The organism is Archangium violaceum Cb vi76 (assembly GCF_000733295.1).
Taxonomy (GTDB): Bacteria; Myxococcota; Myxococcia; order Myxococcales; family Myxococcaceae; genus Archangium; species Archangium violaceum.
The window spans coordinates 39856-65385 of the sequence record NZ_JPMI01000089.1 but is presented as its reverse complement, the minus strand read 5'-3'; the positions used below and the strand labels follow the sequence as shown (position 1 = coordinate 65385).

Annotated in this window: 16 protein-coding genes; 6 read left to right on the top strand and 10 right to left on the bottom strand. The window is 70.6% G+C overall.

Going from position 1 to position 25530, the window contains the following annotated elements; genetic code table 11:
• Positions 1–1247, bottom strand: a 1247-nt coding sequence (locus tag Q664_RS14300; RefSeq protein WP_063934696.1) for a hypothetical protein, incomplete at its 3' end; no start/stop codon positions are given.
• Between the two features lie 106 nt (positions 1248–1353).
• On the opposite strand from Q664_RS14300, the gene Q664_RS62635 reads away from it, so the two are divergent.
• From Q664_RS62635 to Q664_RS52070, 3 genes are all read left to right on the top strand, one after another.
• Positions 1354–2457: a hypothetical protein gene (locus tag Q664_RS62635; RefSeq protein WP_326938697.1), complete on the top strand. Its 1104-nt coding sequence runs from the start codon at positions 1354–1356 to the stop codon at positions 2455–2457.
• Positions 2367–4274: a TolB family protein gene (locus Q664_RS14295; RefSeq protein WP_326938696.1), complete on the top strand. Its 1908-nt coding sequence runs from the start codon at positions 2367–2369 to the stop codon at positions 4272–4274. Before Q664_RS62635 ends, Q664_RS14295 begins: the two co-directional genes overlap by 91 nt.
• Before the next feature lie 166 nt (positions 4275–4440).
• Positions 4441–5664, top strand: coding sequence for a sensor histidine kinase (locus Q664_RS52070; RefSeq protein WP_084609878.1), 1224 nt, complete (start codon positions 4441–4443; stop codon positions 5662–5664).
• 6 nt (positions 5665–5670) lie between these two features.
• Here the strand turns inward: Q664_RS52070 and Q664_RS14285 are convergent, their stop codons facing one another.
• From Q664_RS14285 to Q664_RS14250, 8 genes are all read right to left on the bottom strand, one after another.
• The gene (locus tag Q664_RS14285; RefSeq protein WP_152622095.1) at positions 5671–8718 is read right to left on the bottom strand and encodes a COG1361 family protein; all 3048 of its coding nucleotides are present in this window, start codon (positions 8716–8718) and stop codon (positions 5671–5673) included.
• A 100-nt stretch (positions 8719–8818) separates the two neighbouring features.
• The gene (locus Q664_RS14280) at positions 8819–10750 is read right to left on the bottom strand and encodes a hypothetical protein (RefSeq protein WP_043394703.1); all 1932 of its coding nucleotides are present in this window, start codon (positions 10748–10750) and stop codon (positions 8819–8821) included.
• Positions 10751–10754: 4 nt separating this feature from the next.
• Positions 10755–11720 carry a FecR domain-containing protein gene (locus Q664_RS14275; protein ID WP_043394702.1) on the bottom strand — a complete coding sequence of 322 codons (966 nt, stop codon included), beginning with the start codon at positions 11718–11720 and terminating at the stop codon, positions 10755–10757.
• On the bottom strand, positions 11717–13564 hold the full coding sequence (locus Q664_RS14270) for a sensor histidine kinase (RefSeq protein ID WP_152622094.1): 1848 nt from the start codon (positions 13562–13564) through the stop codon (positions 11717–11719). Before Q664_RS14270 ends, Q664_RS14275 begins: the two co-directional genes overlap by 4 nt.
• 138 nt (positions 13565–13702) lie before the next feature.
• Entirely contained in the window at positions 13703–14947 is a 1245-nt protein-coding gene (locus tag Q664_RS14265; RefSeq protein WP_043394701.1) for an imm11 family protein, read from the bottom strand.
• A 9-nt stretch (positions 14948–14956) separates the two neighbouring features.
• Positions 14957–16321: an AHH domain-containing protein gene (locus Q664_RS14260; RefSeq protein ID WP_052518083.1), complete on the bottom strand. Its 1365-nt coding sequence runs from the start codon at positions 16319–16321 to the stop codon at positions 14957–14959.
• A 90-nt stretch (positions 16322–16411) separates the two neighbouring features.
• On the bottom strand, positions 16412–17407 hold the full coding sequence (locus tag Q664_RS14255; protein WP_235216700.1) for a hypothetical protein: 996 nt from the start codon (positions 17405–17407) through the stop codon (positions 16412–16414).
• 26 nt (positions 17408–17433) lie between these two features.
• Entirely contained in the window at positions 17434–18126 is a 693-nt protein-coding gene (locus Q664_RS14250; protein WP_235216699.1) for a hypothetical protein, read from the bottom strand.
• Between the two features lie 144 nt (positions 18127–18270).
• Here Q664_RS14250 and Q664_RS14245 point away from each other — a divergent pair, with 144 nt between their 5' ends.
• Complete coding sequence (locus Q664_RS14245; protein ID WP_052518082.1) at positions 18271–19251, top strand: PKD domain-containing protein; 981 nt, start codon at positions 18271–18273, stop codon at positions 19249–19251.
• Between the two features lie 84 nt (positions 19252–19335).
• Complete coding sequence (locus Q664_RS14240) at positions 19336–22419, top strand: cyclic nucleotide-binding domain-containing protein (RefSeq protein ID WP_043394700.1); 3084 nt, start codon at positions 19336–19338, stop codon at positions 22417–22419.
• Positions 22420–22459: 40 nt separating this feature from the next.
• Here the strand turns inward: Q664_RS14240 and Q664_RS14235 are convergent, their stop codons facing one another.
• On the bottom strand, positions 22460–23599 hold the full coding sequence (locus Q664_RS14235; RefSeq protein ID WP_052518081.1) for a hypothetical protein: 1140 nt from the start codon (positions 23597–23599) through the stop codon (positions 22460–22462).
• A gap of 274 nt (positions 23600–23873) precedes the next feature.
• Between Q664_RS14235 and Q664_RS14230 the strand changes: the two genes are divergently transcribed.
• A complete protein-coding gene (locus tag Q664_RS14230; protein WP_052518080.1) occupies positions 23874–25475 on the top strand; it encodes a bifunctional metallophosphatase/5'-nucleotidase in 1602 nt (533 codons plus the stop codon).
• Positions 25476–25530 lie beyond the last annotated feature (55 nt).

Genomic DNA, 25530 nt, shown 5'->3' with positions numbered 1-25530 from the left:
CGCACTTCCGCCACCACCTGCTCGGACATCGCGTCCGCCTCGGTGATCTGCCGCAGGCACAGCTCGCCCTGGGCCTGCGTCACCGCCCGCTTCAGATCCGTCAGCAGCACCGTGGCCGCCTTCAGCATCTCCTCGTTCTGCGGGTTGGGCGGCGCTCCCTTGCCCGCCTTCTCCTCCATGTACTTGGTGAAGCGACGCACCGCGTCCACCATCTGGTTCGCGTCGAACTTCTCCAGCAGCGGCTTGAGCCGATCCGTCTTCAGCTTCAGGAAGCGCTGCACCCCCGCGCGCTCGAAGGCCTGGTGCACCAGCCCCACCTCCGACCGATCAAACGCGCCCAGCAGCCCATCCTCCGGCGCCTGCACCGCGTGCGGCACCACGTCCACGAACAGCTCCAGCGCCGCCACGCCCTGGTTGAACGCCTCCAACTCCTCCTCGTCCACCGGCGGGAAGGCCTGCGGCGCGCCGATGAAGAGCAGCGGAAGGATGAGCTGGCCCCAGAACTCGTTCTGCGCCGCCCCCGTGTTCCCCTGCGTCGCGTACAGGTGGATCATCAGCTCCGCGATGCGCGGCGCCACCTCCACCTGCTGCGCCAGCGTCTTGGTCGCGTCCATCTGCTGGAGCACCGCCACCACCTGGCCCTCGAACTGCTGGCGCACCTCGGCCGGCAGCTTCGTGGCCCGGCCCAGCGCCTCGCGGATGTCCCGCGCCAGCGCGTCCGGCTTCGTGTCCAGCGTCTTCTGCGCCTTGGCCGGATCCACCACCAGGAACTGCATGAAGCCCGGATCCACCATCCGCTGGTACTCCGCGGGGCCCAGCTTCGGCCGGTTTCCACCCGCGCCAAAGCGCGCCTCGCCCAGCGTGCGGCGGATGCCCGCGGCCACCTCGTCCAGCCGCGTCAGCTTGCCCGACACCAGCGCGTTCATCACCTCGCCAAACGGCGAGAGCACGATGGGCAGCTCGGGGAAGCCCAGCGACGCCCCCTCCGGCGAGTCCCGGTTCACGAACCAGAAGGCGTTGTGCTCCTGGCCCAGGCGCTCGGCGAGCGCACCGGCCAGACCCAGGGCCAGGCCCTGGTGGTTCGGATCATTCGGGTTGAAGGCGCCACCGAGCAGCTTGGGGATGGACGTCTCCACCTCCGTCCAGGGGACCGTGAGGAGATCCACCGGCTTGCCCTCGACCTGCTGGAGGGCCGCGGCGACCTGGGCCTGGGCGGATTGGACATGGGGAGGAGCGGGGAAGGCCATGGAGGGATTCCTGTTCAGGGTACGCGAACGTGAGAACGGTCGACCCATTACCCTGAAAACCAAGTTCATCGCCACGATTTGTGACCGCACCCTAGGATGGGGGCGCATGCCTCGCCGCCTCCCCCCCCTCCTGCTGCTCCTCCTCTCCCTTGCCGGGTGTGCCTTCGTCACACCCCGCTTCCCCCAGAACGTCCAGACGGATTTCGCCCGGGAAGACATGCGCAAGCTCACCACGCGCACCCTGGAGCTCTACTACCCGGCCCGGCTGCGCCCCTCCGCCCTGCGCATCGCCGCCCGTCTGGAGGATTGCGTCGAGCGCCTGCGCGGCCTCCCCCGCAGGCCCGGCTCCCAGGAGCGGGTGCTCGTCTACCTGACGGGCGCGGACTTCAACAACGCGTACGTCAACCCGGACTACTCCAGCATCCCCCAGCAGATGGTGATGCCGACCCACATGTCGCTGGAGCTCTTCAACCTGCTGGGCTTCGGCCCCTCCGAGCTGGGCGAGGTGGGCTGCCACGAGTCCGTCCACTACGTGCAGCTCGAGCAGACACACGGCCTCTGGTGGCTGGTCAACACCCTCACCGGCGGCCTCTTCCAGCCCAACAGCCTGACCGAGTCCTGGTTCCTCGAGGGGCTCGCCACCTACTACGAGGGACGGCTGGGCAAGTCCCAGGGCCGCCCCCACAGCCCCCTGTGGCGCGGCTTCTTCGAGGCCGCCTCCCAGTCGCTCGACGGCCACTTCCACCCCGGCTACCTCTCCCCCCAGCACCGGCGGATGGATCCGCTCGGCGGCAACTACCTCACCGGCAGCTACTTCATCCAATGGCTCGTGGAGCGCTACGGCGAGGAGCGGCTGTGGAAGCTGGTGGAGGTGCAGGGAGGAACCCTCATTCCCCCCATCGCGCTGACGTTGCGCTTCAGCAACGTGTACGGCCGGACCATCGGCTCGCTCTTCGAGGAGTTCACGCAGTCGCTCACCCGGAACCAGCAGCAGCGGGTGCGCCCCGCCACCCAGCAGGTGCTGGCCCCCAACGTGGGCTACTTCGCCCGGCTCGCCGCCTCGCCGGATGGCGCCCTCGCCACCGTGGACGCGGGCCGTGAACGCGTCCCCACCTCACCGTGCGCGAGCGCGATGGCTCCGTCCGCTTCAGCCACTCCCTCACCCAGTTCCTCCCCGGGCGCCGGTGGATCTCCACCTTCCCCACCGTGATGAGCGGCCTGTCCTTCACCTCCGACGGCTCCTTCCTGTTCCTCGTGGCCGCGGATATCGACTCGCTGGGCAGCTACCTGTCCCGGGTGTGGCAGGTGGACGCGCGCACCGGGGAGATCATCAAGACCTGGGAGGGCCTCGAGGGCATGGGCGGCAGCGTCACCCCCGATGGCCAGGCCTACGTCTTCGTCCATGTCGAGGGCGACACCGCCAACCTCCACCGGCTGGAGCTCGCCACCGGAGCGCGCGTGCCGCTCACCCGCTTCGAGGGACACTCCTCCCTGGGCCCGCCCTCGGCGGCGGCGGACGGACGCGTCGTCTTCCCCCAGATGACGGAGCAGGGCTGGAACCTCGCGCTGCTCGAGACCGATGGCACCGTGCGCACGCTCACCCAGGATGCGCACTTCAACTACTCGCCCCGCTGGGTGGACGCGAACCGGATCGTCTTCCAGCGCGAGCACGAGGGCCGGTGGCAGGCCCATGTCCTCGACCTGACCAGCGGCGAGCCGGTGCGCATCACCGACGCGCCGCACCTCGTCATGGACGTGGCTCCCGCCGGAAACGCGGAGGTGGTCTTCCTCAACCGCGACCACTTCGACTTCTCGCTGGATCGCGCCCCCATCGCCCCGGTGGCGCCCGCCGAGGCCCTCGCCCAGGCGCCCTCCCCCGCTCCCGAGCCGGCCGCGGCCACCTCGAGGGCCTCGGCCCCGTACCAGGGGCACACGCTGGACATCCTCACCGACGCGCCCTACTCGCCCCTGGAGCGCTTCTTCCTGCCCGAGCTGCGCGCCCCCTACTTCTACGCGCTCCCCGATCCGGACAACGGCAACAAGCCCATCTTCTACGGCGGCCTGGCCCTCGCGGGACAGGACAGGCTCGGCTTCCACCAGTACGCGCTGCTCGCCCAGATGGACTCGCGGTTGAAGGATCCCAGCGTCTCCTTCAGCTACGCCACCGCCCTCACCGCTCCCTGGTACACGTCGCTGACCGTGGCGCGCCTCGTCCAGGACGGCCGGAGGGATCTCCAGGCCTCGCTGGCCACGTCCCGCGAATTCTGGACCACGCCCGTGAGCTTCAACCTGCTGGCGCTGCGCCGGGACTACTACGCCACCGACACGCGCCCCGCGGCACGCACCTCGCTCCTCGGACCCGAGGCCTCCATCTCCTACTTCGCCGGGGAGAGCACCTCCTATGGTGGCACCCAGCGCGGCGTGGGCCTGTCGCTGGGCGCGGGCGTGTACCCGCTCGCCTTCGACGACGCCAACCCCTTCGCGGACCTGCGCGCCGAGGCGACCGCCTTCCTGCCGGGACTGCCCCTGCTCCTGCGCGACAACCTCCAGCTCACCGCCATCGCCCGCTTCCTGCCCAACGCGCCCGAGGGGCTCCTCCAGGTGGGCGGCATCCAGGCCGGCACCGCGCTCACGTTCCGCGAGGGCCCCGAGGATTCCCGCAGCCTGCCGCTGCGCCTCCAGCCGGGCATCTCCTTCTCCGAGTACCTGCGCGGCTACGAGGACTACGCCCTCAGCGCCCGCAGCGTCCTGCTGGCCCAGGCGCGTTACCGCTACCGTGTCATCATCGACTACGGCTGGACTTCCTTCTTCTGGCTGCTGCCCTCCTTCTTCATCAGCCAGGTGGAGCTGGAGGCCTTCGCCTCCTGGGCGCGCACGGACCTGAGGGACAACCACCGGGCCGTGGGCGGCGCGCTCTACCTGCGCACCACCTTCGGGCAGGCCGTCCCCCTGTCCCTCTTCTACCAATACGCCCGGCGCTTCGATGACGGGCTCGGGGACCTGCACCTGGTGGGCTTCGCCCTGTAGGACCTGCCCTCGGGGGCGGCCCGGTGTCCGTCCGCCAACGCTTCCGGCATTCCCCTGAATGCCGTGAAGGCCGGAGCACGCCTGCTCCCTTGCGCCCCAGGCGCGGCGACCTCAGTTTGTCGCACCCTCTGAAAAAAAGTGCTCAGCGGGTGGGAGACAGACACCGATGAGAACCCGTGCCAATCCCGCTCCAGAGTCCGTGCTGGTCGTGGACGACGAGCCATCGCTGCGCACCATCCTCTCCTTCATCGTCCAGCGCACGGGCGCCGTCCCGGTGCTGGCCCCGGACGCGGCCACCGCGCGCCAGCTCGCCGCGAAGCACACCTTCGCCTGTGCGCTCATCGACAAGAACCTGCCGGGAGAGAATGGCCTGGAGTTCCTCAAGTGGCTGCGCTCGGTGCAGCCCGGGTGCAACGCGCTGATCGTCACGGCCTACGGCAACGTGGACAGCGCCGTCGAGGCCCTGCGCCTGGGCGCCTTCGACTACCTGCTCAAGCCCTTCGAGGTGGACGCGCTGGCGCACCGCCTCAAGCTGGCGCTGGAGCAGTACCGCATGCGCCAGGAGCACGAGCGCATGCAGGCCATGCTGGTGCAGGCGGACCGGCTGGCCTCGCTGGGCCTGCTGGCGGCCGGCGTGGTGCACGAGGTGAACACGCCCCTGGCCTACGTGCTCTCCAACCTGGACTGGCTCGACGAGGAGCTGCCGTCGCTGCGCGAGGGCATCCAGAAGCAGGCACGCGAGGGCTCGGGCAAGGAGCTGACGGCGCTGGCCACGCGCCTCCAGGCGGTGGAGAACACCCTGCGCGACATCCGCGACGGGGCCGAGCGCGTGCGCGACATCGCGCGGGACGTGAAGGCCTTCGCCCGCAACCCGGATGACTCGAGCATGCTGGTGGATCTGCGCGAGGTGCTCGAGGCGGCGCTGAAGATGGCGCTGGTGCACATCCGCTTCCGCGCCCGCGTGGTGCGCGACTACCAGGACGTGCCGCTGGTGAAGGCCAACGAGGCCCGGCTGGCCCAGGTCTTCCTCAACCTGGTGGTCAACGCGGCCCAGGCCATCCCCGAGGATGGTTGCGAGCATGAAATCCGCGTCCGGCTGTGGACGGGCCCCCATGGCGAGGCCTGCGCCGAGGTGGGGGACACCGGCATGGGCATCCCCGCCGAGAACATGGCGCACCTGTTCGAGCCCTTCTTCACCACCAAGCCCTCGGGCGAGGGCACGGGGCTGGGTCTCTTCATCTGCAAGTCCATCGTCGAGGCGTTCGAGGGCACCATCACCGTGGACAGCCGCGTGGGCGAGGGCACCACGTTCCGCCTCTCCCTGCCTCCGCACGTCCAGACGTCCCGCTCCACGATGTCCCTGGAGCCGGTGAGCGCCGTGGCGCAGTGAGGTGGCTCAGTCCGTCACCCGGTAGAGCCTCGCCGCCCCGAGGCCATTCCCGGCGGTGAGGTAGACGGACTCGCTTCCGCTGGCGCCGAGCGCCTTCCCATCGAAGAAGCGCGTGGCCCCCGCCCCCAGGCCGTTGCCCGCCAGGCCCTCGCACGAGGCGGGGAACTGCGCGGCGGAGCACCCCTCCCGTCCCTTGAAGTCGTCCCGGTTGATGGGAGCGGCCGTGAAGGCGCGCAGCAGCACCGCGCCCCGCGACGCGTTGTCGAAGCCCACGTAGAGGGCATTCGCGGTGGCCACCAGGAGCGACATCGAGACATTGCCCGGGTCGTTGAACTGGGTGAGCTGCGTGTCCCCCGTGGAGTTGGGGGCCACGAGCGACCAGTCCCCCGGATCGCAGTCCGTGGTGGAGCCCGTCTTCTCCGGGCCGCACACGAAGAGCTGCGGGCCCCTCACCCCCGACGAGCTGGTGGTGTTGCGCGCGAGGTAGAGCTTCCCCTGGAACACGGCCAGCTGCGGCACGGCCCTGTCCGCCGGCGTGAGGTCCGCCGTCTTGGTTGTCGTCTGGCCGAGGCGCGAGCTCCAGGCCGAGAGAGAGGGCGTGCACGAGGCCCAATCCCCCGGGAACGGGCCGTAGGCGCGGGGCGTGGGCGTCGTCGAGCGGACGCACCCACCGTTGTTGGTCACGTAGAGGCGATCATTGAACCCGGCCAGGGTGTCGATCATCTGCACGGAGGCGCCGTTCTTCGGCGAGCCGCCCACGCCGATGCCGGGCATCTCGTCGGCGAGCAGGTTCTCCACATCCGTGCCCGAGGCGGCGTTGGAGCCGGGATCCACCGTGGGGAAGCGCTTGAGGACGAGGAGGTACGGCCGGGCGCCACCGGTGTCCGGGAAGCCCAGGTAGAGACGATCCCGGAAGAAGAGGGCCGCGGAGAAGCCCCGTGTCTGCCCTCCGAGCATGGCCGAGAGATCCACGTGCCGCAGGTACATGGTGTTCAGGTCATCGGTGTCCTGGCCGAGGTAGACGTAGTCCAGGTCTCCCCCGCTCTTGCCCCCGCCCATCCCCAGCCACTCCTGCGTGCCCACGCGGCCGGAGAAGAAGAAGCCACGGCCATCCTCGTTGTCTGGACCGCACTCGGGCGTATTGACCCTGCAACCCGTCGCGCCGATGGAGCGATAGGGCGCCGCGGAGGGGTTCTGGCTGAAGTTGCCCGTGATGTCCTTGTGCAGGAAGAAGCCGAAGCTCTGGCCCCCGAGCCCATCCAGGCCCACGCTCACGCCGCCGGTGCCACTCTTGTTGGGGCCGAGGTAGACACGGCCGTCGTAGCCGAGCACGTGGGCGAAGGGCGAGCCATCCCCGAAGGGGTTGTCGAGCAGCGGCTCCACTTCGGGAAGGATGGAGACCTCGCCCGACGAGACCGGCCCGGTGGCCACGGCCGCGCCCGTGTTGGCGTCCTGTCCCCCCGCCCCCACCTTGAAGGAGGCCTTGCCCACCCGGGTGGCACGGTAGCGCCAGGTGAAGAAGGTACGGCCCCCACCCGCGACATCCTGTCCCGAGACGGCCGGTTCCATGAGGAGCTCCGCCACGCCGCTGCTCGACTCCGGGAGCGTGGGCTTCACCCCCCGGGCCGCTGTGCTCCCGGTGTTGCTCACCGTCAGGGTCACGTCGAAGACGTTCCCCGGTTTGATTCGGGAGGGCGCCGAGAGCGTGGCGGTGAGCGCCGCTTGCCGCCGCACCTGGAGGGTCGAGGAACTGACGGCCGGGAGTTCCACCGGGGCCCCATCCGTCTCATCCACGCCGTGAGCCCCCGCGCGGAAGGCGCACGAGCCCTCGGCCTTGCCGATGAGGCGTGCGCGGAACACCGTCTGCTCATTGCCGGGAAGACGATCCACCCGAGCCGGCCATGGAGTGGTCCCAGGCACCAGCTCCAGGCCGCAGTTTCCCAAGGCCCCCTCGTCCTTCAGCGACACCCCGAGCAACGCCGAGTCGCCCGTGTTCTCCACCTCCAGCTCGACGAGGAACTCCTGCCCCACGTTGACGCTGGTGGGCAGCGTGAGGAAGTGCCCCGTCAGCTCCGCGCGCCGCTGCACGGAGATGTCATCCGAGCGGTCCTCGGCACGCACCTCCACATCACTGGAGGCATCACGCCCCACCGCCTCCGCCTGGAAGGCCAAGGTGCCCTTGGGGCCGGCGACATATTCCCACGCGAACTCCTGGCTCGCTCCAGGCAGGAGGTCCGCGCTCCCGGGCACCGGCCCCGACACGGCGGTCTCCACGGGCCCCGTCACCACCGACACAGCCGGCACCACCCCGATCGCCCCGGTCTCCCCCGTGTTCGTCACGCGCAGGGAGATCTTCGCCCGCTGGCCCACGTTGACCACCTGCTTCTCCAGGGCGAGGAACGAGGCGGAGAGCACCGCGCGCTCGCGGATCCGCAGCGGCCCCACCTCCACGTCGGGTGCCCGCAGCGCCGTGCCCGTCAGCTCCTCTCTTCCCTGGATCTCCAGCGTGAAGTGCACCTCTCCCGGCGTGACCGCCCCGAGCTCCCAGGCGAACGAGGCGCTCCCGCCCGCTGCGATGTCCGCGGGCGCGGGCTCCGAGACGAGCTCCACCCTGCCCTCGCCCACCGGGCGCAGCACCGGAGTGACGGCGAGCGCCGCCGAGCTGCCCGTGTTCTCCACCGTCAGCGTCAGCCGGGTCCGCGTCTGGACCGATACCTGCCCCCGCTCCAGCACGGCTCCGGCCTCCAGCCGCGCCAGCTGTTCATCCGAGCACAGATACGCCCCAGGCAGCTCCACGCGCCCGCCCAGGGGCCCCACCACCGTCAGCGAGTAGTCCTTGCGCGGCGTGAGCCCCCGGGGAATCAGGGCTCGCAGCGTGCGAGCATCCACCCACGTCACTTCCTCGAGCGCCACCTCTCCGAGGAAGGCCTCGAAGTGGTGGTCCATCGTCACCGGCACCTCGCCGCCCAGGTGCTGGGTGGCGAGTGGCAGGAAGTTCTCCCCCTCGATGACCACGGGCACCGGCTCGGAGCAGTTCTCAAATCTCGGCTTCATGACCAGGGGACGTGGGTCGTACGTGGAAGCCGGACTCCGGTCACACGCGGCCGCCAGGACGCACAGGGCGAGGAACACGGCGAGCCGAGGAAGGCCACGATCAATAGAGCTCAAGGCGATACCCCACGTGGAGACCGCCGCCCCAGAGCGCGCCACGCAGCACGCGCAGGGACGGATCATCGAACCAGCTGAACCGCGCCTCGAGGAAGGGCTGTCCCCGTCCCAGCGGAAGGCCCATCCCCACCATCGCCTGCGCACCCAACACCCACGTGCCCTCCTCCAGCGCGGGCCCCTCGCTCCACGCCACGCGGCTGCGCACCCGGGCCACCGACGGCCCCGCCGCCACCCAGCCCTGGAGTCCCTTCTCCGTCAGGGTTCGCAGGCCCACCGCCACGGTGGTGTCGAACCACTCGTTGCGCCCCGTGAAGCCCGGCGCCACCTGGCCTCCCGTCCGCGAGAACCCCAGGTAGCCGGTGTCGAGCAGCAGCCCCAGGGCCGGCCACTGGGGCCACGGCCACGCCTCCAGCCGCAGTCCCACGGACGGCGCCAGCACATCCCCGAGGTTCGTCACCAGGCCCACGCGCGGCGCCACCAGCAGCACCGGACGGCGGCGCAACAACGGGAGCGTTCCCCGGCCGCGCGCCTCCCCCACCCGCACCTCCAGCTCCGAGACGTGGTCCACGCGGGCCACGGGCGGCACGTACCGCAGCTCGTACGTCCCCGGCGCCTTCGACAGGAGCGTGCTGGCCAGCTCCCGCGCGAGCACGGCCTCGGGCCGGGGCTCACGCACCGGGTTGCCGAAACGGTCCTCCACGGAGATGCGCCAGACGGCCTCCGAGCGGCCATCCGCCATGAGCATCGGCAACAACGGCTGCACCGACACCCGCGCGGGCGCGGCGGGGCGCAGCTTCAGGGTCCGCGTCAGCACGGGCGCCGAGGCCTCCCCCACGAGCAGCCGCAACTCCACCTGCTCCCGTGTGCCGAAGCGCGGCGCGAAACGGAAGACTCCCGCGTACTCTCCCGCCTGACGCTCGGTGAGTGCCCCCTCTCCCGCGAAGTCGGACTCGAGCCGCGGGTCGGCACGCGCCGGATTGCCCACGGCGTCCCGGGCGGACACCTCCACCGCCACCCGCACCTCCTCGGAGGCCACGAGCTCCTCGGGGTCCACCCGCAGCTCGAACTGCCGCGCCGGACCGGGCACCGCCGCCAGCCGCACGCTCACGGCCCCTTGCCTGTCCCCCGTCACCGAGCCCTTCAACTCCAGACTCCCGGCCGGCCCCGGGGGGACGGTCCACCGCAGGAGGAACACACCCGGCTCCAACCCGGCCGGCGCGCTCAGCGTTCCGCGCGACACGGAGAAGTCCCCCGGACGTGGAGACGCCTTCCCGGGCTTCAACGAGTAGAGGCGGATGGCCACCGTCTCCTCGCGATCGGCCCGCACCTCGCGGCGCTCGGCGACGGCGTGCAGGAAGGGCTGCGGGGGCACCCCGAGCTCGATGCGCCGCTTGCCGAAGTAGGCCTCGTGCACGCCGGGCGGCACCGCCACGGGAATGCGCGCCACGCCCTTGCCGTCCGCCTGGACCGGTCCGAAGGACTGGCCTCCCACCTGGAGCGTGACGGGCGCTCTGGCCCGCGTGCGCACCTCGGCCTCGCCCTGGCCCCACAGCGGGAGCACCGACCAACCATCGAGCGTCCCCCGGGGACCCCGGGCCAACGCCACGAGGATGACCTCCAACGGGAGACGCTGCCGGGGAGGCACGTAGGTGGCGCGAAAGACGCCCGGCTTCACCTGCGTCACCGGCCCCACGTCACCCCTGCTGGCGAACACCTCGAGTCCGGTGGCCTCGGCCTCCAGCTCGATGCGCACCTCGGCCTCCTGGTCCACGCCGAGCCGCACATACCCGGGGACACACTGGATGCGGATGCCCCCTTGCGGCGGCCGGGCGGCGTCCGCCCCCACCGCGAGGCCAGGCCATCCACCCACCAGCAGCCCCACCAGGAGCAGCGGGAGTGTCCGCGGGCACGAGCACATGGCGTCAGTGCGCCTCGTCCCAGCGGAATTTCACCGACTCCGCCTGCCGGGGACTGGCGCGCGCGCGGGGCGGACGACAGGCCATCATCTTCTCCCGTATCTCCCCACCCGGCTCCCTCGCCACCACCTTCACCTGGCCGAGGCCCTCACGGCGCGGGACGTCCACCTGGAAGGAACCATCCCGGGAGACCTCGGTGGGCTCGCCTTCCACGAACACCTCCGTCCCCACCCGCACCTGCCCCGAGAACGAGACGCACAGCGAATCCCGGGCGGAGGCCTTCGACGCGACCTTCAGCAGCACCTCGAGCGGGATGGGCTCCGCGGCGAGCGGCCGCGCGCCATCGATCACCAGCGACTGCTGCCCGGCGGCGACCTGGACGGTGACGCCCGCGGAGGACAGATTCACCGAGCCTCCCCGCGTGGCCACCGCCACCACGGAGCCATTGCGCAACATGGTGAAGCGCGCGGCCCGCGTCTCGGCCACCGTGCCATCCTCGCCCTGCACGCGCAGCAGCCGATCCTCGCGTCCGTCGTAGTCCACGTGGATGCGGCCGCGCTGCAGCCGGATGTTGTGGACGGCGCGCGTCACCTCGCCCACCCGCACCTCGGAGCGCTCCGGGATGGACAGGCGCGAGGCCTCGTCTCCCACCTTCAGGTCCACCCGCGCGCCGGGGCTGGTCCGCACGGAGTCGTCGGGAGCGAGCTCGTGCCCCACCCGCAGCGGCTCCCACCTGCCGTCATGGGTCCACTCCACCGCGCCCACCACCTCGACGACCGTGGCGCGCACGTCCCGGACCACGGCCGGAACGGGGGATGGCGCGGGAGGTGCGGACACGACGGCCAGGGTGCTCGGCGGATGGGCGGCACCGAAGCGCTCGAAGAAGAACCAGCCCGCCGTGGCCAGCAGGGCCACCAGACCCAGCCCGAGCGCCAGGGCCCGGCCGAGGGAGTCTCGTGACGAATCGCTCATGTGAGGTGCGCCTCCGCGCCGGCCGCGGGAAGGATGACGGTGATGGTGGTGCCCTGCCCCGTGTCGCTCTCCACCCGGATGCGGCCATGGTGGGCCTCGACGATGCGGTGTGCCACCGACAGCCCCAGCCCCACGCGGCCGGGCTCGTCCTTGGTGGTGAAGAAGGGATCGAAGATGCGCTCGCGCATCGTCTCGGGGATGCCCTTGCCGGTGTCCTTCACCGACAGGCACACCGCATCCCCCTCGACGGCCGCGAGCCCCACGGAGAGCGTGCCGCCCGAGGGCATCGCGGTGAGCGCGTTCTGCAGAAGGTTCGTCACCACCTTCTGGAGCTGATCCGCGTGCCCGAGCACCCGCGGCACCTGCTCGCCCAGCTCACAGGACAGGGTGACGCCGCGGGACTGGAGCTCCTCGCGCACCTCGTGGAGCGCGGCGCGCACCGGCTGGGCGGGATCCAACGGGCGTCCAGCGCCCGCGCGCTCCTGCTCCGCCATCTGCCCCAGCTCCCGGATGATGCCCGCCATGCGCCGGGCCTGCTCGAGCGCCATCGTCAGGCTCTGGCCCACGGGCGAGCTCGCGGGCACCTCCTCGCACGAGAGCGACAGCAGGCCGAGGATGCCGGTGAGCGGATTGTTGAGCTCGTGGGCGATGCCAGCGCTGAGCGAGCCGAGCGCCGCCATCCGCCGGGTGCGGGCGATCTGATCCTGCGCCTCGCGCAGCTGCCGGGTGCGCTCGTCCACGCGCTGCTGCAGCTCCTGGCTCCAGCGCCGCAACTCGGCGTCGCGCCGTTGCAGCTCGCCGGCCATGTGGTTGAAGGAGCGGGCGAGCAGTCCGAGCTCGTCCCGGCCCTCCTCGGGAACACGCTCGCCGTAGCGGCCCTCGGCGAGCGCGGCCACACCCTCGGAGAGCCGCGCGATGGGCTGGCTCACCCCCCGGGCGAGCACGAAGCCGAGCACCCCGGTGGCCGCCAGCGCCATGAGGGCCCAGAAGAACGTGGAGCGCCGCACGTGCTCGGCGGGGGCGAAGGCGGCACTGGCCCGGCGGCCCACCACCGCGCCCCAGCCGAGATCCGGCACGGGGACGAAGGCGGCGAGGAACTCGGCCCCATTCGCGTCGTGCACCGTGCGCACCACGGGAGCGCTCCGGGAGAGCCCCTCGGCCACCAGCGCGCGCTGCTCCTCGCTCAAGGCGCCGGCCCCATGCGCGGTGGCCACCGGGACGCCCCGCGCGTCCACGATGAAGGCCAGTCCGTCTTCTCCGGCGAGCTCCTCCACCTGGCCCCCCAGCTCGGCGAGCGACAGCTCCGCGAGCAGGAGACGGGAAGCGTCCCCGCTCACGCGTACCGCGAGCGCCACGCGGCCCCCGGAGGTTTCGGGCGTGCGGTACGGAAGGCCGATGGCGGCGCCCGTGGAGAGGGCGTCGCGCACGGGCGCCTGGCGCGAGAAGAGATCCAACGAGGCGTCGGTGACGGGCTGCCGGTTGCCGCCGCCCTCGGGCGAGACGACGGCCGGCGCGATGGCGTGGCCCTGCGCGTCCACCAGCACGAGCAGGTTGAGGGCCGCGAGCTGGCGCAGGGGAATGCTCAGCACCGCGGAGGCCTCCTTGGGCCCGAGTTGCTCGAGCGGGAGGTACTCGGCGGCGAGGCGGAGGTTGTCCACGCCCGTGAGGACGAGCTGGCGGCAGGAGCGCGCGAGCTCCGTGGCGGACTGTGTCTGGAGCCCTCCCACCAGACGGTGCAACTCATCGCGGTTGGCGTGAAAGGACAGCCCGCCGAGCAACAAGACGGGGACCACCCCCACCAGGGCCAGCACGAGCATCAATCTGGAGACGAAGCGCACGGGCACGGACCCTTCCCCTGTCCAGCGGACGCGGACGATTGCAGCACAGGGAATAGGCCTGGATCCGACCCGGGTGAGGCGTGACGTCACACCGTGAACGCGCTCGGGCAGCAGGCGTTGGCAGGAGGACGCTTCCCCTCGGAATCAGACGGTGGGTTGGCGCCGTACATGGGAAAGGTGCGCGTCACCCCCTTCCGAGAAACGCCGCGCCAGCTCGGCCTGTCCGTGCTCGCCGTGCTCCAGCAGGTACGCCACCTCCGGTGGCAGCAGCGCCTTGACGGTGACGAGCCGCACCTCTCCGTACGGTGTGGTGAAATGTCGCGGCAACGAGCGCGACTCCATACCGAGCAGCACGCCCACGCGGCCCTCGCCCGTGACGAGCGCCTTGGGCAGGCGTTTTCCCGAGACCTCCATGGAGAAGAGGCCCGCCTTCACCCGCTCGCGCACGTGCTCGTGTCCGGCCACCTCGTCCGCCACGCGCTCGAGGAGGAGCAGGGGCCAGCCCTTCAAGACATTCTTCACGGCCACGTCCGTCTCCAGGGCGAGCTCCAGACCGAAGCCCACGGAAGGCTCCCTGTGCTCGTAGAACGGATCCGAGAGCCCGTGCGAGACGATCAGGATGCGCCCACCCTCGCGACGGATGACGCGCCAGAGCCGCCGATGGGCGGGCCATGAGTCGTTCATGGCGATGGGCGTGGTAACGGCCTTGTCGAGATTGCCCAGGGTGCGCCAGGTGGCATCGCGAGCGGCCTCCGCTGTATCCAGGAGCTCGCGCCACTTGCGGCTGCGCGCACGTTCCTCCGGGCTGACGGAGCTCGGGCCGGTGACCAGCGTGAACTTCGTTCCGGTGACTCCGAGGCGATCCAGCGCGGCCTTGATGTCCTCGGAGACAATCATGGCCAGCCAGCCCCAGGTACGAAACACCTGGGCATCGCCTACCTTCGAGGGATCGATGCGCATGCCGATCACGGACCGGTATTGCCCGAGCTGTTCTGGCAGTTCGTGCTCTGGCGTCACATAGCGCACCTCATCAGACGCCTCGTCGTCGATGCATTTCACGACGCGCGTGATGTTGAGGAGGAAGTGCGGCTCGGCCTGTCCTTCCACTTCCACCGGGATCAGCTGTACATCGCTCGGCGCCATTTCAGCGAAGATGGCTGCGGCCCTGGCATGAACCACGGGCACGGGGCCACTTGTCAGCAGGGTGAAGTCGAGCACCTTGCCTGGGATGTTGACGGGAATGCGAATCCGCCCCTCGACATGAAACGGTTCGCCTTGACCAAACCGCCAGGTCTGTATCTCCCGCCCGCTCTCATCCAAGGGACGCTCCAGATGCCAGCGGCCAGGGATGTAGAGGTCATCGAACAGGTCGAAATACTGCTTCACCATGAAGAACTCCTAGCGGGGTGCCCCTTCTGTCAGCAGCCTATAGAGCTTGCTGCTCGTGTCGGAGAGCTCCGCAGCCAACTCTTGGAGCGCATCCCTCAATGCTCGCTCACATTCCCGCTTGTTGGAGCAGAGTTCCGTTGCTTTGGACAAGCGCCGATGGACAACGTCGTGGTACCCCTGGGGATGCGGCCCTTTGTGCCCGATGAGTTGAACCTTGTTGGCGGGGTCATCCATCGACATGCCCGCCTTGTCGAAGATTTGCTTGAAACGAGGCGTCCAGGGCCCGCCGCGCAGCGAAGACTTGCTGTTTTCGATGGTGGCGATGTGGTGCCACTCCGGCTTGCTCTTCGCTTGAGACCCGCTCGAGAGCGGGCCCGTCGCGGCCATGCTGAAGGCGTTGGCGGGCAGGACCACGGTGAAGGAGCCCTCGGCCACCGCGATCTTCAGCTTGTCCGCGTCCTTGGCCGCCGTCAGCAGGTGCACACCGGATGACCCGGCCGAGTTCGCGGCTTGCGCGAACCCCGGCAGGTGCGGCGCCCTGAGCAGCAGTTGTGCCGTGCTCCCCGCGGCAGCGGTGCCCAGCATGACGAGAACCCGCACGCTGTTGGGCCCGATGATCCTGCCGAAGCGCTCACCGGCCTCGCGCAGCTCAGCGAACGTGGTGGCCCGTGCAGCCTCCTCCCGGAGCTGCAGGTAGCCCCGCATCAGGTCGTAGAGTTCCCACCCCAGGTACGCCCACAGCATGAGTCCAAAAGCCGTGGCCACGCTCTTGGAGACGGGCTCCGGCATCGCCAGGAGCGCGAGATACCCCGCGATGGAGATGCCCACCGTCATCACCAGCTGCGCCGTGGAGAACATGCCGCGCAGCTCCGCGTCACGCGCCTCGATGGCCGGCCCCACTGCGAGCGCCAGCGCGAGGGTGATCAAATCCTCGGCGTCGAAGAGCAGGCCGTCCCGCGACAACCCCAGGCAATCGCCCGGGGTGCAGCACCGCGCGCAGTAGTTCCCGTAGGACCGCTCCAGTTCCAACCGCCAGGGCTCGTTCCCGAGTTGCGCGGAGGCCAGGGCTTGCCCGCGGCTGGCATACGACGGTGAAGGAGCGGAGCCCCCCCGCCGCGGCACCGCCGGCATCATGTGGGCCATGACCTGCTGGAAGTCGGCATCACCCAGCCGCACCGCGCCGAAGCCGGTGGGCAGACGAGCCGCCCCTCCCGAAGGTGTCAGCCGCGCCTGTCGGGAGCCCTCCAACGGGCCGCTCCGAGACAAACCCGGAGCACACGCGGCCTGGAGGACGAGCACGATGAGAACCAGCACGCCCGGCAGGGAGCGCCACCGCGCGCCAGCCAGGCACCACCGCATGAAACCGTCGGACACACCGCACCTCACCCGCGAGACACACGGACCACCCAGAGCCCATCCCCCCAGGAGGGAAGACGGGCCCCCGGGAGGCCGCGCCGCCGGGACTCAGTACACGAGGAGCGGATGCGGGGCGTAGTAGCTGACGATGGTGAGCACCGGCAGCTTGGGCGCGTCCTCGTCATCCTCCTCGCCGCTGGAGGTGACCCGCAGCCCGTCGAAGCGCGCGAGCACGACGAAGTCCTTGCCCGGGGCGAAGAACGGATCCGCCTTCGACAGGCGGCCGAGCGCCTCGCGGCCGGTCTCGTCGGTGATGTTGTCGAAGCGCGGCATCGTGGACGAGCTCACCTCCTGCTCGCTGGTGGAGATCTGCCCGCCCAGGTTGGACGGACCGAGCAGCCCCACGTTCCCGCCGACCGCGCCCGAGTGCACCTTCACCGAGTCCCTCCGGGTCGAGTAGCCCACGGACTGCTCCCGCGCCACCGAGCCGAGTCCCTGCTCCACGAGCCACACCGTGGGCTTGTCGTCCTCGGTGCGCACGTCCGCCACCTGGGCGCGCAGCAGCAGGTAGCGCCCCTTGTACATCTCCGGCTGCGCCACGGCGGCCGACAACGCGAAGATGGGCACCTTGCGCGCGTGCAGCAGCGGCAACTCCCCATCCACGCTGCCACCGCGCTGGGCCACCACCTGGGCGATCACCTGCGCCGCGTCCGGCCGCACCCGCAGCTCCTCGTACCACGCGTCGCTCAGCACCGCGTTGAGCAGCGTGAAGTGGGTGCGCTCGACACACGACTTCAGCGCCGCCCAGGCCTCGTCCCGAGACGAGGCTTGCAGCCTGCGCGCCGCCACCTCGCACTGGGCCGGGGTCGCGTAACGGGCACCAAACGCCTTCTCGTCCGGGCGCGAGGGCACCGGGCCCGCCTCCGCCCGGGCCGCCCGGGGCGCCCGCGTGGGCCGCTCCTCGGCCAGCAGCGGCTTCGCCGGCGCCTCGTCCACCGTGGTGTGCGTGTGCCTCGAGGAGCCACACCCCACCATGGCCACCGCGCACAACAGGGCGGCGCCCGAACGCGCCGCCACCTTCGACATCTTCTGGATGACTGACATGGTTCGCTCCATCCCGCCGGTTGCCACTACAGCGACCCCGAGAGCTGCGATGAGCGCCGGGCCTGCTGCCGCACGGGCCGCACCTCTCCGGACGTGGCCTGGGAGGCCGGCATCACCAGGGAGCACGCCTCGCCACACTGGTTGGACAGGCACGCGAGCACGGACGCGCCCATCTCCTGGCGGGACACGTTCTCGTAGCAGCGCTCACCCGTCCCCGGGCAATTGCGCTTCTGCGCGCACTGGCAGCACGCCGAGGCCACCGTCGCCATCATGGTGGTGTCCTGCAACACCTGCGACAGCTGGCGGTAGCACGCCCGCGCGGCCGGAGCGAAGCGGCCCTTCGCGTCGATGATGGGCGTCTTCCCATCCAGGCCACAGTGATCCTCCGCGGCGTCGGAGAACTTGCGCTCGCACTGCGACACGAGGTTCTTGTCCGTCGTCACTCCCGTGGGCGGCTTCGAGGCCTGCGTGCACAGCGCGTGGCCGATGTCCTTGAGGGTTCGGACGTTGCCGGCGGCCTGCGCCTGCACATCCGTGGACGAGCTCACATCGGCCTCGAAGATACATTCACGGCCCGCCCGCAGGGTCTCCACGGTGCAGGCCCAGGCCGTCGGCGATTCGTCCGCTCGAGGAGGCGCGCCCAGAGCGCCAGGCGGCAGCGCCTGAGAGGCGCTGTCGGGAGACGAACAGAGAAGGGCAAGGAGTACGGCGGTGATCATGATGCCCCCAGCGTAGGACCAACACGTCACATACTCAAACAGGCCCCGGGTGGTAGGCAACCATGAGTTTGCCTCATGCACGGTGGCCATCACTGACTAGCTTTCGAGCGTTGTAACGCGGCGGTGCTCCGGAGGGGGGAGGCCATGCTGTCTTCCGTTGGCAAACGTGCGTTCACGCAGCTGCTGTTGACGTGTGTTCTCATCTGCGCATGCAGCGCGCCCGTCATCCTCAGGGGCCCCGCGGCCCTGCCCGGCGAGGTCACGGGAGCACTCCCGGTGAAGCTTTCCATCCAGGCGGTGGATCCCGCGGGGGGTGCGCTCACCTACGCCTGGCAGCAGGTGCCCGAGTCGCCCGCCGGGACGTTCAGTGACGCTTCCTCGCCTGCTCCCACCTGGCTGGCTCCGGTGGTGGAGAAGACAACCGTCTTCACGCTGCGGGTGACGGTGACGGACAGGAACGGAGGCACCGCGCGGGCCGAGGTCCAGGTGACGGTCCAGCCCCCGGAGCGGCGGCACAACCGCGCGCCGGTGCTCTCCGGGGCGCCGGTGGTCTCGCCCGGGCCGGCGAGGGCCGGGGACACCGTCACGCTCTCGGTGCGGGCGGAGGACGCGGACGGAGATGCCCTCACGTACCTCTGGCGCCAGCTCGCGCCCGAGCCCCAGGGCACCTTCGTCTCGGGGCCGGAGGGCGCGGACGTCACCTGGTTCTCCCCCGCCATGGGCACCGGGACGGCCTTCACCTTCGAGGTGCTCGTCTCCGACGGCCACGGCGCCCCGGTGCGCGGGACGCTGACGGTGCCGGTGCACATGCCCCGCTATGCCCAGGACATCCAGGTGCTGTGGAGCTCGCTGTGCACCAGTTGTCACGGCCGGAGCGGAGGATTGGATCTGGCACCGGGCCAGAGCCATGCGGCGCTCGTCGGGGCGCCGATGCTGACCCGGGCGTGCTCGGACTTCATGAGGGTGACGCCGGGTGACCCCGACGCCTCCGCGCTCCTGAAGAAGCTGACCGGCACGGAGTGTGGCACTCGTATGCCGCGCAACGATCCCACCCACTTCGATGCCCACCCGGGAGAGCTGGTGCGTATCCGCTCCTGGATTCTCGGGGGCGCGGCGGACGACTGACGCCCGCTCCCCTGCTCTCCAGCCACGAGCCCCCGGTGCTTCGTCCTGGATAATCCGGTTTTCGACAGATAGAATGGGCTGCCCGTGGCAGCCCAAGAGTCACAGTCCTGGGGCCACCGACTGTGGCCCGCGGCGACGTTCCAGTTCGCCCTCATCGCTGGCGTGACGCAGCTGAAGACGGCTGCCAACGCACTCGTGTTGTCGCGCTTCGAGTCGCACACGATGCCCTACCTGTACCTGGTGGGTGCATTGCTCGTGGCGACGCTGACGTTGTTGCCGCGCCGGGAGCCGGAGGCCCGCAGCGAGTCGCTCAGCGTGCTCACCGGGGTGGGCGGGTTGATCGTGCTGGGGCTGGCCGCGGGCGTGTCCATGGGCCAGCGGATTCCGGCGCTGGTGCTGTACCTCTTCGTGGACGCCTTCACCACGGTCATCTCCCTGCGCTTCTGGGGGCGGATGGCGTCGGCCTTCGACGCGCGCGAGGCGCGGCGGGCCTTCACGGCGCTCAACGGCGTGGGCATGGCGGGAGGCATGCTGGGCGGCCTGTTGGTGCAGGGACTCGCCGAGCGGCTCGGCACCGCCTCCATCGTCGTGGGCGGAGCGCTGTCGCTCTACGCCGCGGGAGTGGCCTTCCACTTCCACCAGAGCGAGGGGCCGCGGGCGGCACGTCCCCGGTACATGGCCCCGCCCGTGGCGGCCTGGGAGTACCTCTCCACCAGCAGCTATGCCCGGGTGCTGGCGGCGCTGGGCGTGAGCTTCGCGGTGCTGTCCTCCTTCGTGGACTACCTCTTCCGGCTGCGCGTGGAGAACACGCTCAGCGAGGACGGGCTGGCGGCGCTCTTCGGCTCGCTGCAGTTGTGGATCGGCCTGGTGTGCGTGCTCTTCCAGTTGCTGGTGGCCGAGCGGCTCCTCAAGCGGCTGGGGCTGATGAGCTACCTGGCGCTGCTGCCCGGGGCGATGGCGCCGCTGGCGGTGGCCTCGCTGCTGACGAAGGAGCTGTGGCCGGTCCACCTGCTGCGGCTGCTGGAGAACGCGGTCAACTACTCGCTGCTGCCGGTGGGTGTGCAGTTGTTGTACGCGGCGGTGCCGGACGAGGAGCGCGAGGCCCTGCGGAGCGCGGTGGACGGGCTGCTGCGCAAGGGCGGGACGGTGCTGGCCGGTGTGCTGCTGATCGGCGCGGGCCGCGCGGCCGACGGCGTCACCATGGCGCTGGTGGTGGTGGGCGTGTGTGGACTGCTCGGCATGCTGCTGATGCGCCTGCGGCCGGCCTACGTGGAGGCGCTGGGTGAGCAGGTGGGCGCCCACGGCGAGGACGACGAGGAGCTGGGCCGCGAGGATCGCCGGCTGCTGGTGGAGGCGTTGGGCTCGAGCGCGCCGGACCGGGTGCTGCACGCGCTGGAGCTCCTGGCGGAGGAGGGACTGCCGCTGCGGCCCCACCTGTCCGTGCTGCTGCAACACACGAATGAGCGGGTACAGGAGCGCGCGGTGGCGCTGGCGCTGGAGCTGGGCGCCACCGAGACGGCCCCGCTGCTCGAGCAGTTGGTGACGCAGGGCGCGCGGCGGCCGAGGGACAGCGCGGTGGGGGCGTTGGCGAAGCTGGCGCCGGAGCGCGCGGAAGTGCTGCTGCCACCGCTGTTGCAGAGCCCGGACGTGGGGCTGCGCTGCGCGGCCGTGGGAGCACTGCTGAACACGAAGTGGCGCGCGGCGGCGCAGGTGTCGCTGGGCGCGCTGACGGCCCGGGGCTCGCAGGTGCCGGTGGCGGATCGCCGCGAGGTGGCCCGGCTGTTCGGGCGGCTGAAGGACCCGAGCTACACGCCCATGCTGACGCCCTACCTGGGCGATCCGGACAGCACGGTGCGGCGCGTGGCCTTGCACTCCGTGGGCGCGGGCGGCTACGTGAAGCTGGCGCCGAAGCTGCTCACCTTCCTCACCTGGCGCGAGGAGCGGCGCGAGGCGCGCGAGGCCCTCGCCAGCCTGGGTGACGAGGTGACGCCCCTGCTGGAGGCGACGCTCAACGATCTGAACGCGCCGCTGGCCATGCGGCTGCAGGTGCCGCGCGTGCTGCGCCTGATCGGCACGCCGGGGGCGCTGCACGCCCTGCTCTTCTCCAACGTGCGCGACGATGCCCGGCTGCACTTCCGCATTGGCGCCGAGCTGTCGCGCCTGCGTGATGAGCACCCCGAGCACCCGGTGGACGAGGACCGGGTGCGCGAGGCGCTGGGCCGGCGGCGCGACGTGTACCGTGCCCTGGTGGAGCCCTTCCGGGATCTGCGCGCGGAGCTGGGAGACCACGCGCTGCTCACCCGTGTGGTGGGGGATCGGCTGGATCAGGCGCTGGAGCTGTCCTTCTTCCTGCTGGGCCTGCTGCACCCGCCCCACGTGATGCGGCGCGTGCACCAGCAGGTGGCGGGCCAGGACTCGCGGCGGCGGGCCTATGCGCTGGAGCTGCTGGAGACGCTGACGAACGAGGAGGACCGGGCGCTGGTGCGCGAGCAGGTGGAAGCGCACCACCGGGATCTGCCTCCGGGAACGCCGGGCCAGTTGGAGGCGCACCTGGCGTGGTTGTGCCGCAGCGAGGATGTGGTGCTGCGCGCGTGCGCGCGCTACGTGGCGGGGCGGATCGGCATGGATCTGCCGCCATCTCAAGAGGGAGACATGAGCCAGGCGACGGTGCAGAAGCTGTTCCTCCTCGAGGAGGTGCACGTCTTCTCGCAGAGCGACGTGGACGACGTGGCGGCGGTGGCGGCCATTGCCCGCGAGGCCCGCTTCCGCGCGGGTGAGCGCGTCTTCAGCCAGGGAGACCCGGGAGACGCGCTCTACGTCATCATCGAGGGCGCGGTGGACGCGCGCAGCAACGGCGAGCACGTGCTGCGGATGCGGGCCAAGGAGACCTTCGGCGACCTGAGCCTGCTGGACGGAGCCCCCCGCCCCACGGACGCCATCGCGGTGGAGGACACGCGGGTGCTGGTCATCGACCGGCGTGACTTCCTCGATCTGCTGGCGGATCGCCCGGAGCTGCTGACGGGCTTCTTCCGCGCGGTGACGCAGCAGATGCGGGCCGTCATCAACGCGTCCGAGCAGACGCCGTTGAGCGGGGCACATGTGGTGGAGTTGCCGAAGGAGGAGCAGACCCCTCCCCCGGAGGAGCAGAAGCGTCCCCTGGCGGGCTGAGCGCGGAGAGCCCTCTTCCCCTGGTTCGTGACCCCCGCCTTCACCCGGGAGTTCCTCCAGTCGAAGGGAGTCCCTCCGGCGCTGCTGGAGCGGCTCTGGCGAGCAGATGGGCCGCGGCCACGGGGATGAGGGGGCGCAGGAAGCACCTCACCAGCGGCAGCGACGACAGCGCCCGCACCACCGCGAGCCCCATCAGACCCCAGGGCCGCCGCTCCACGCTGGCGGCCGGGGAGAACACCTCGCGCGTCTGGTTCGTCCACAGCGAGCCGTAGGAGCTCAGCACCGGAACGCGTGAGGTGAGCCCGTTCCAAACACGCAGGAACCAGGGCTCGCCCGCGGTCTCCTCCCTCCAGGCCAGGGAGCTCTTGCCCGCGGTGAAGACCACGAACCACCAGGCGCCCCACAGGGACATCAGCGTGGCGAGGACCTCGTCACGCCAGGGCACCCACCGCGTGGCCAGCCAGAACACGGGAGCCCCGAGTACGAACAACACCAGGCCCCGCCAGCGGCGCCTCATCTTCGTTCGCACCCACGGCAGGTTGAGCCAGACACGCGGGGTGAGCGGCTCGTCCTCCGGCACCAGCCCGGTGCGCAGGCTCACCTCGCGCTCGATCACCGTGTGGAAGTCGCGCGACAGGGCGATGACGATCCACTGAGCGAGCTGCAGCATGGAGAACAGCGCCGCCCAATAGATGACCCAGCGCACCGTGTGCTTCCCCGCCAACTTCTCGGCCTGCTCTCTCTTGGCTTCCGCGGCGTCCCTCGCCGCCCGCCGGCGATCCTCGGCCGCCTGGGCCTCCTTCAGGGCGTGCTCCACCGCGGCGCGCACCTTCTCCTCGTCCGCTCCCGCCATCCTGGCGAGCACCCCCGTGCCCTCCGCGGCCTTCTGGAGCTTGCGCAGCTTCTCCATTCCGGCCTCGGCCTCCTCCAGCTCGGCCCGCGCCTCCTCCAGCTCGCGCGACACCTCCTCCTGATGCTGCTCCGACCACTCATCGGGCCCCACCGTCTCCACGACCCCCTTGCCCGAGCCCGTGAACAGCACCGCCAGCCCCAGGATGGTGATCGCCTGGAGCACGCCCACCTTCAGGTAGTACCGCCGCAGCGCCCCGTCCTTCCACAGGTCGCGCAGCAGGTGGAACGGCAGACACACGCCGTGAACGAGCTCCGCCAGCCGGTTCACTGGCAGCGCAACACTCCGTTGTGGGAAGTGTCCGGCGCCCTCACGCACGTCCGCCCACACCTCCCAGAGCCACCGCTCGCGAGCAGTGGCCGGTCCGGTTCCTGGGCTCCCCCCACCCCGCGCTTCCTCTGGAGGCGGAGCATCCTTCTCGCGAGTCAACACACCCGAAACGCTAGCACGGCCGGCCCTGGCGCGCGGGGGTGCCCTTTTTGACGACCCCGGGGGGGAGGTGTGGTATTCGCGCGGTCGTATCGCCAACGAATTCGGAGTCCTCATGCCTCGAGAGTCCGTTACCAGGCCGGCGGCGGGTGGAGTGAGCCCGTGGCGCCGTGCTTCCGGTGTGGTCGCCTTCGCCCTCCTGGGCGCGCTCACCGGCTGCGAGAAGGAAACCCCGCCCCCGCCTCCGGCCGCCCCGCAGGCCCAGGCGCCCGCGGCCAGGCCCACCCCCAAGCCCACCACGGTGACGGTGCTCGTCACCGGCAGCCCCAACGGGCAGCTGCTGTCCACCTCCCCCGCCGAGGGCGAGCAGCCGACCACCGGCGCCGCGGAGCTGCTCGGCTGGTGGGCCGCCAAGGAGAAGCACTGTGTCGGCCAGCTCAAGGACGGCCAGGCCCCCTGTAAGGACGCCTCGACGCTGGCGCTGGCCATCGGCGATGCGTGGAACGGGCCGGCCATCTCCTCCTTCTTCTACGGGGAGACGACGTCCGCGGTGATGGGCCGCATGGGCTTCGCCGCTTCCGCCCTGGGCAACCACGAGCTGGACTACGGGCGCGAGCAGTTCCAGAAGAACCTCAGGGCGGGTGGCTTCCCCTTCCTGGCGGCCAACCTGAAGGTGAAGGACGCGGCGCTGGCCAAGGACTGGGATCTGCCGGGCTTCAAGGTGTTCGAGCGCCAGGGCATGAAGATCGGCGTGGTGGGCCTGACGTCGTCCAAGACGGTGTCCACGGCCATGGCCGGGCGCGCCGAGGGCCTCGAGGTCCTCCCCGACGAGCAGGCGCTGACGGAGGCGGTGGGCGAGGCCCAGAAGGCCGGCGCGGACACGGTGGTGGTGCTCGCGGACGAGTGCGCCAGTGATCTGCAGCCCGTGGTGGGCAAGCACCCCGAGTGGAAGGTGTCGCTGGTGGCCGGTGGCCGCTGCGCGCAGCAGGTGAACACGAAGGAGGGCAACACCACCTACGTGTCGCTGGGCCGTGGCTTCGACAAGTACCTGCGCGCCGCCTACACCTTCGACGGCTCCAAGCCCGAGGGTGAGCAGGTGACGGGCGTGGAGGTGACGGAGGTGAACGTGACCGGTGGCGAGGGCGCCCCGGCCGCGGACGCCGACACCGCGAAGGCGATCGCCGACTTCAAGGCCAAGCTGGATCAGGCCCTGGGCGAGGAGATCGGCTTCACCAAGAAGGCCTTCGCGAAGGACTCCAAGCAGCTGATCAGCTGGGTGACCACGGCCCTCCGGGAGCAGACCGGCGCGGACGCCGTGGTGCTCAACCGCAAGGGCTTCCGCGAGGGCCTGCCCGCGGGCAAGGTGACCAAGGGCAGCGTGTACTCGGTTCTGCCCTTCGAGAACTCGGTGATGGTGGTGGAGGTGAAGGGCGCGGACCTGGCGCAGCAGCTGGCCAACCCGGAGGCGGTGTTCTCGGGCTTCACGCCGTCCGGCAAGGGCAAGTTCAAGGACGCCAAGGGCAAGCCGCTGGATCCGAAGAAGGAGTACAAGATCGCCACGGTCGAGTACCTCTACTTCGGCGGTGACGGCTTCGAGTTCGAGAAGCTGGATCCCGAGCCGGGCGAGACGGGCATGTCGTGGCAGACGCCCGTCATCGACTGGACCAAGGACAAGGCCACCACCGAGGCGAAGCCGCTGGACAAGCTGATCAAGTAGTCCACGCCTTCCAACGGTGATTCACGGGGCCCGGTCTCCTCTCGGATACCGGGCC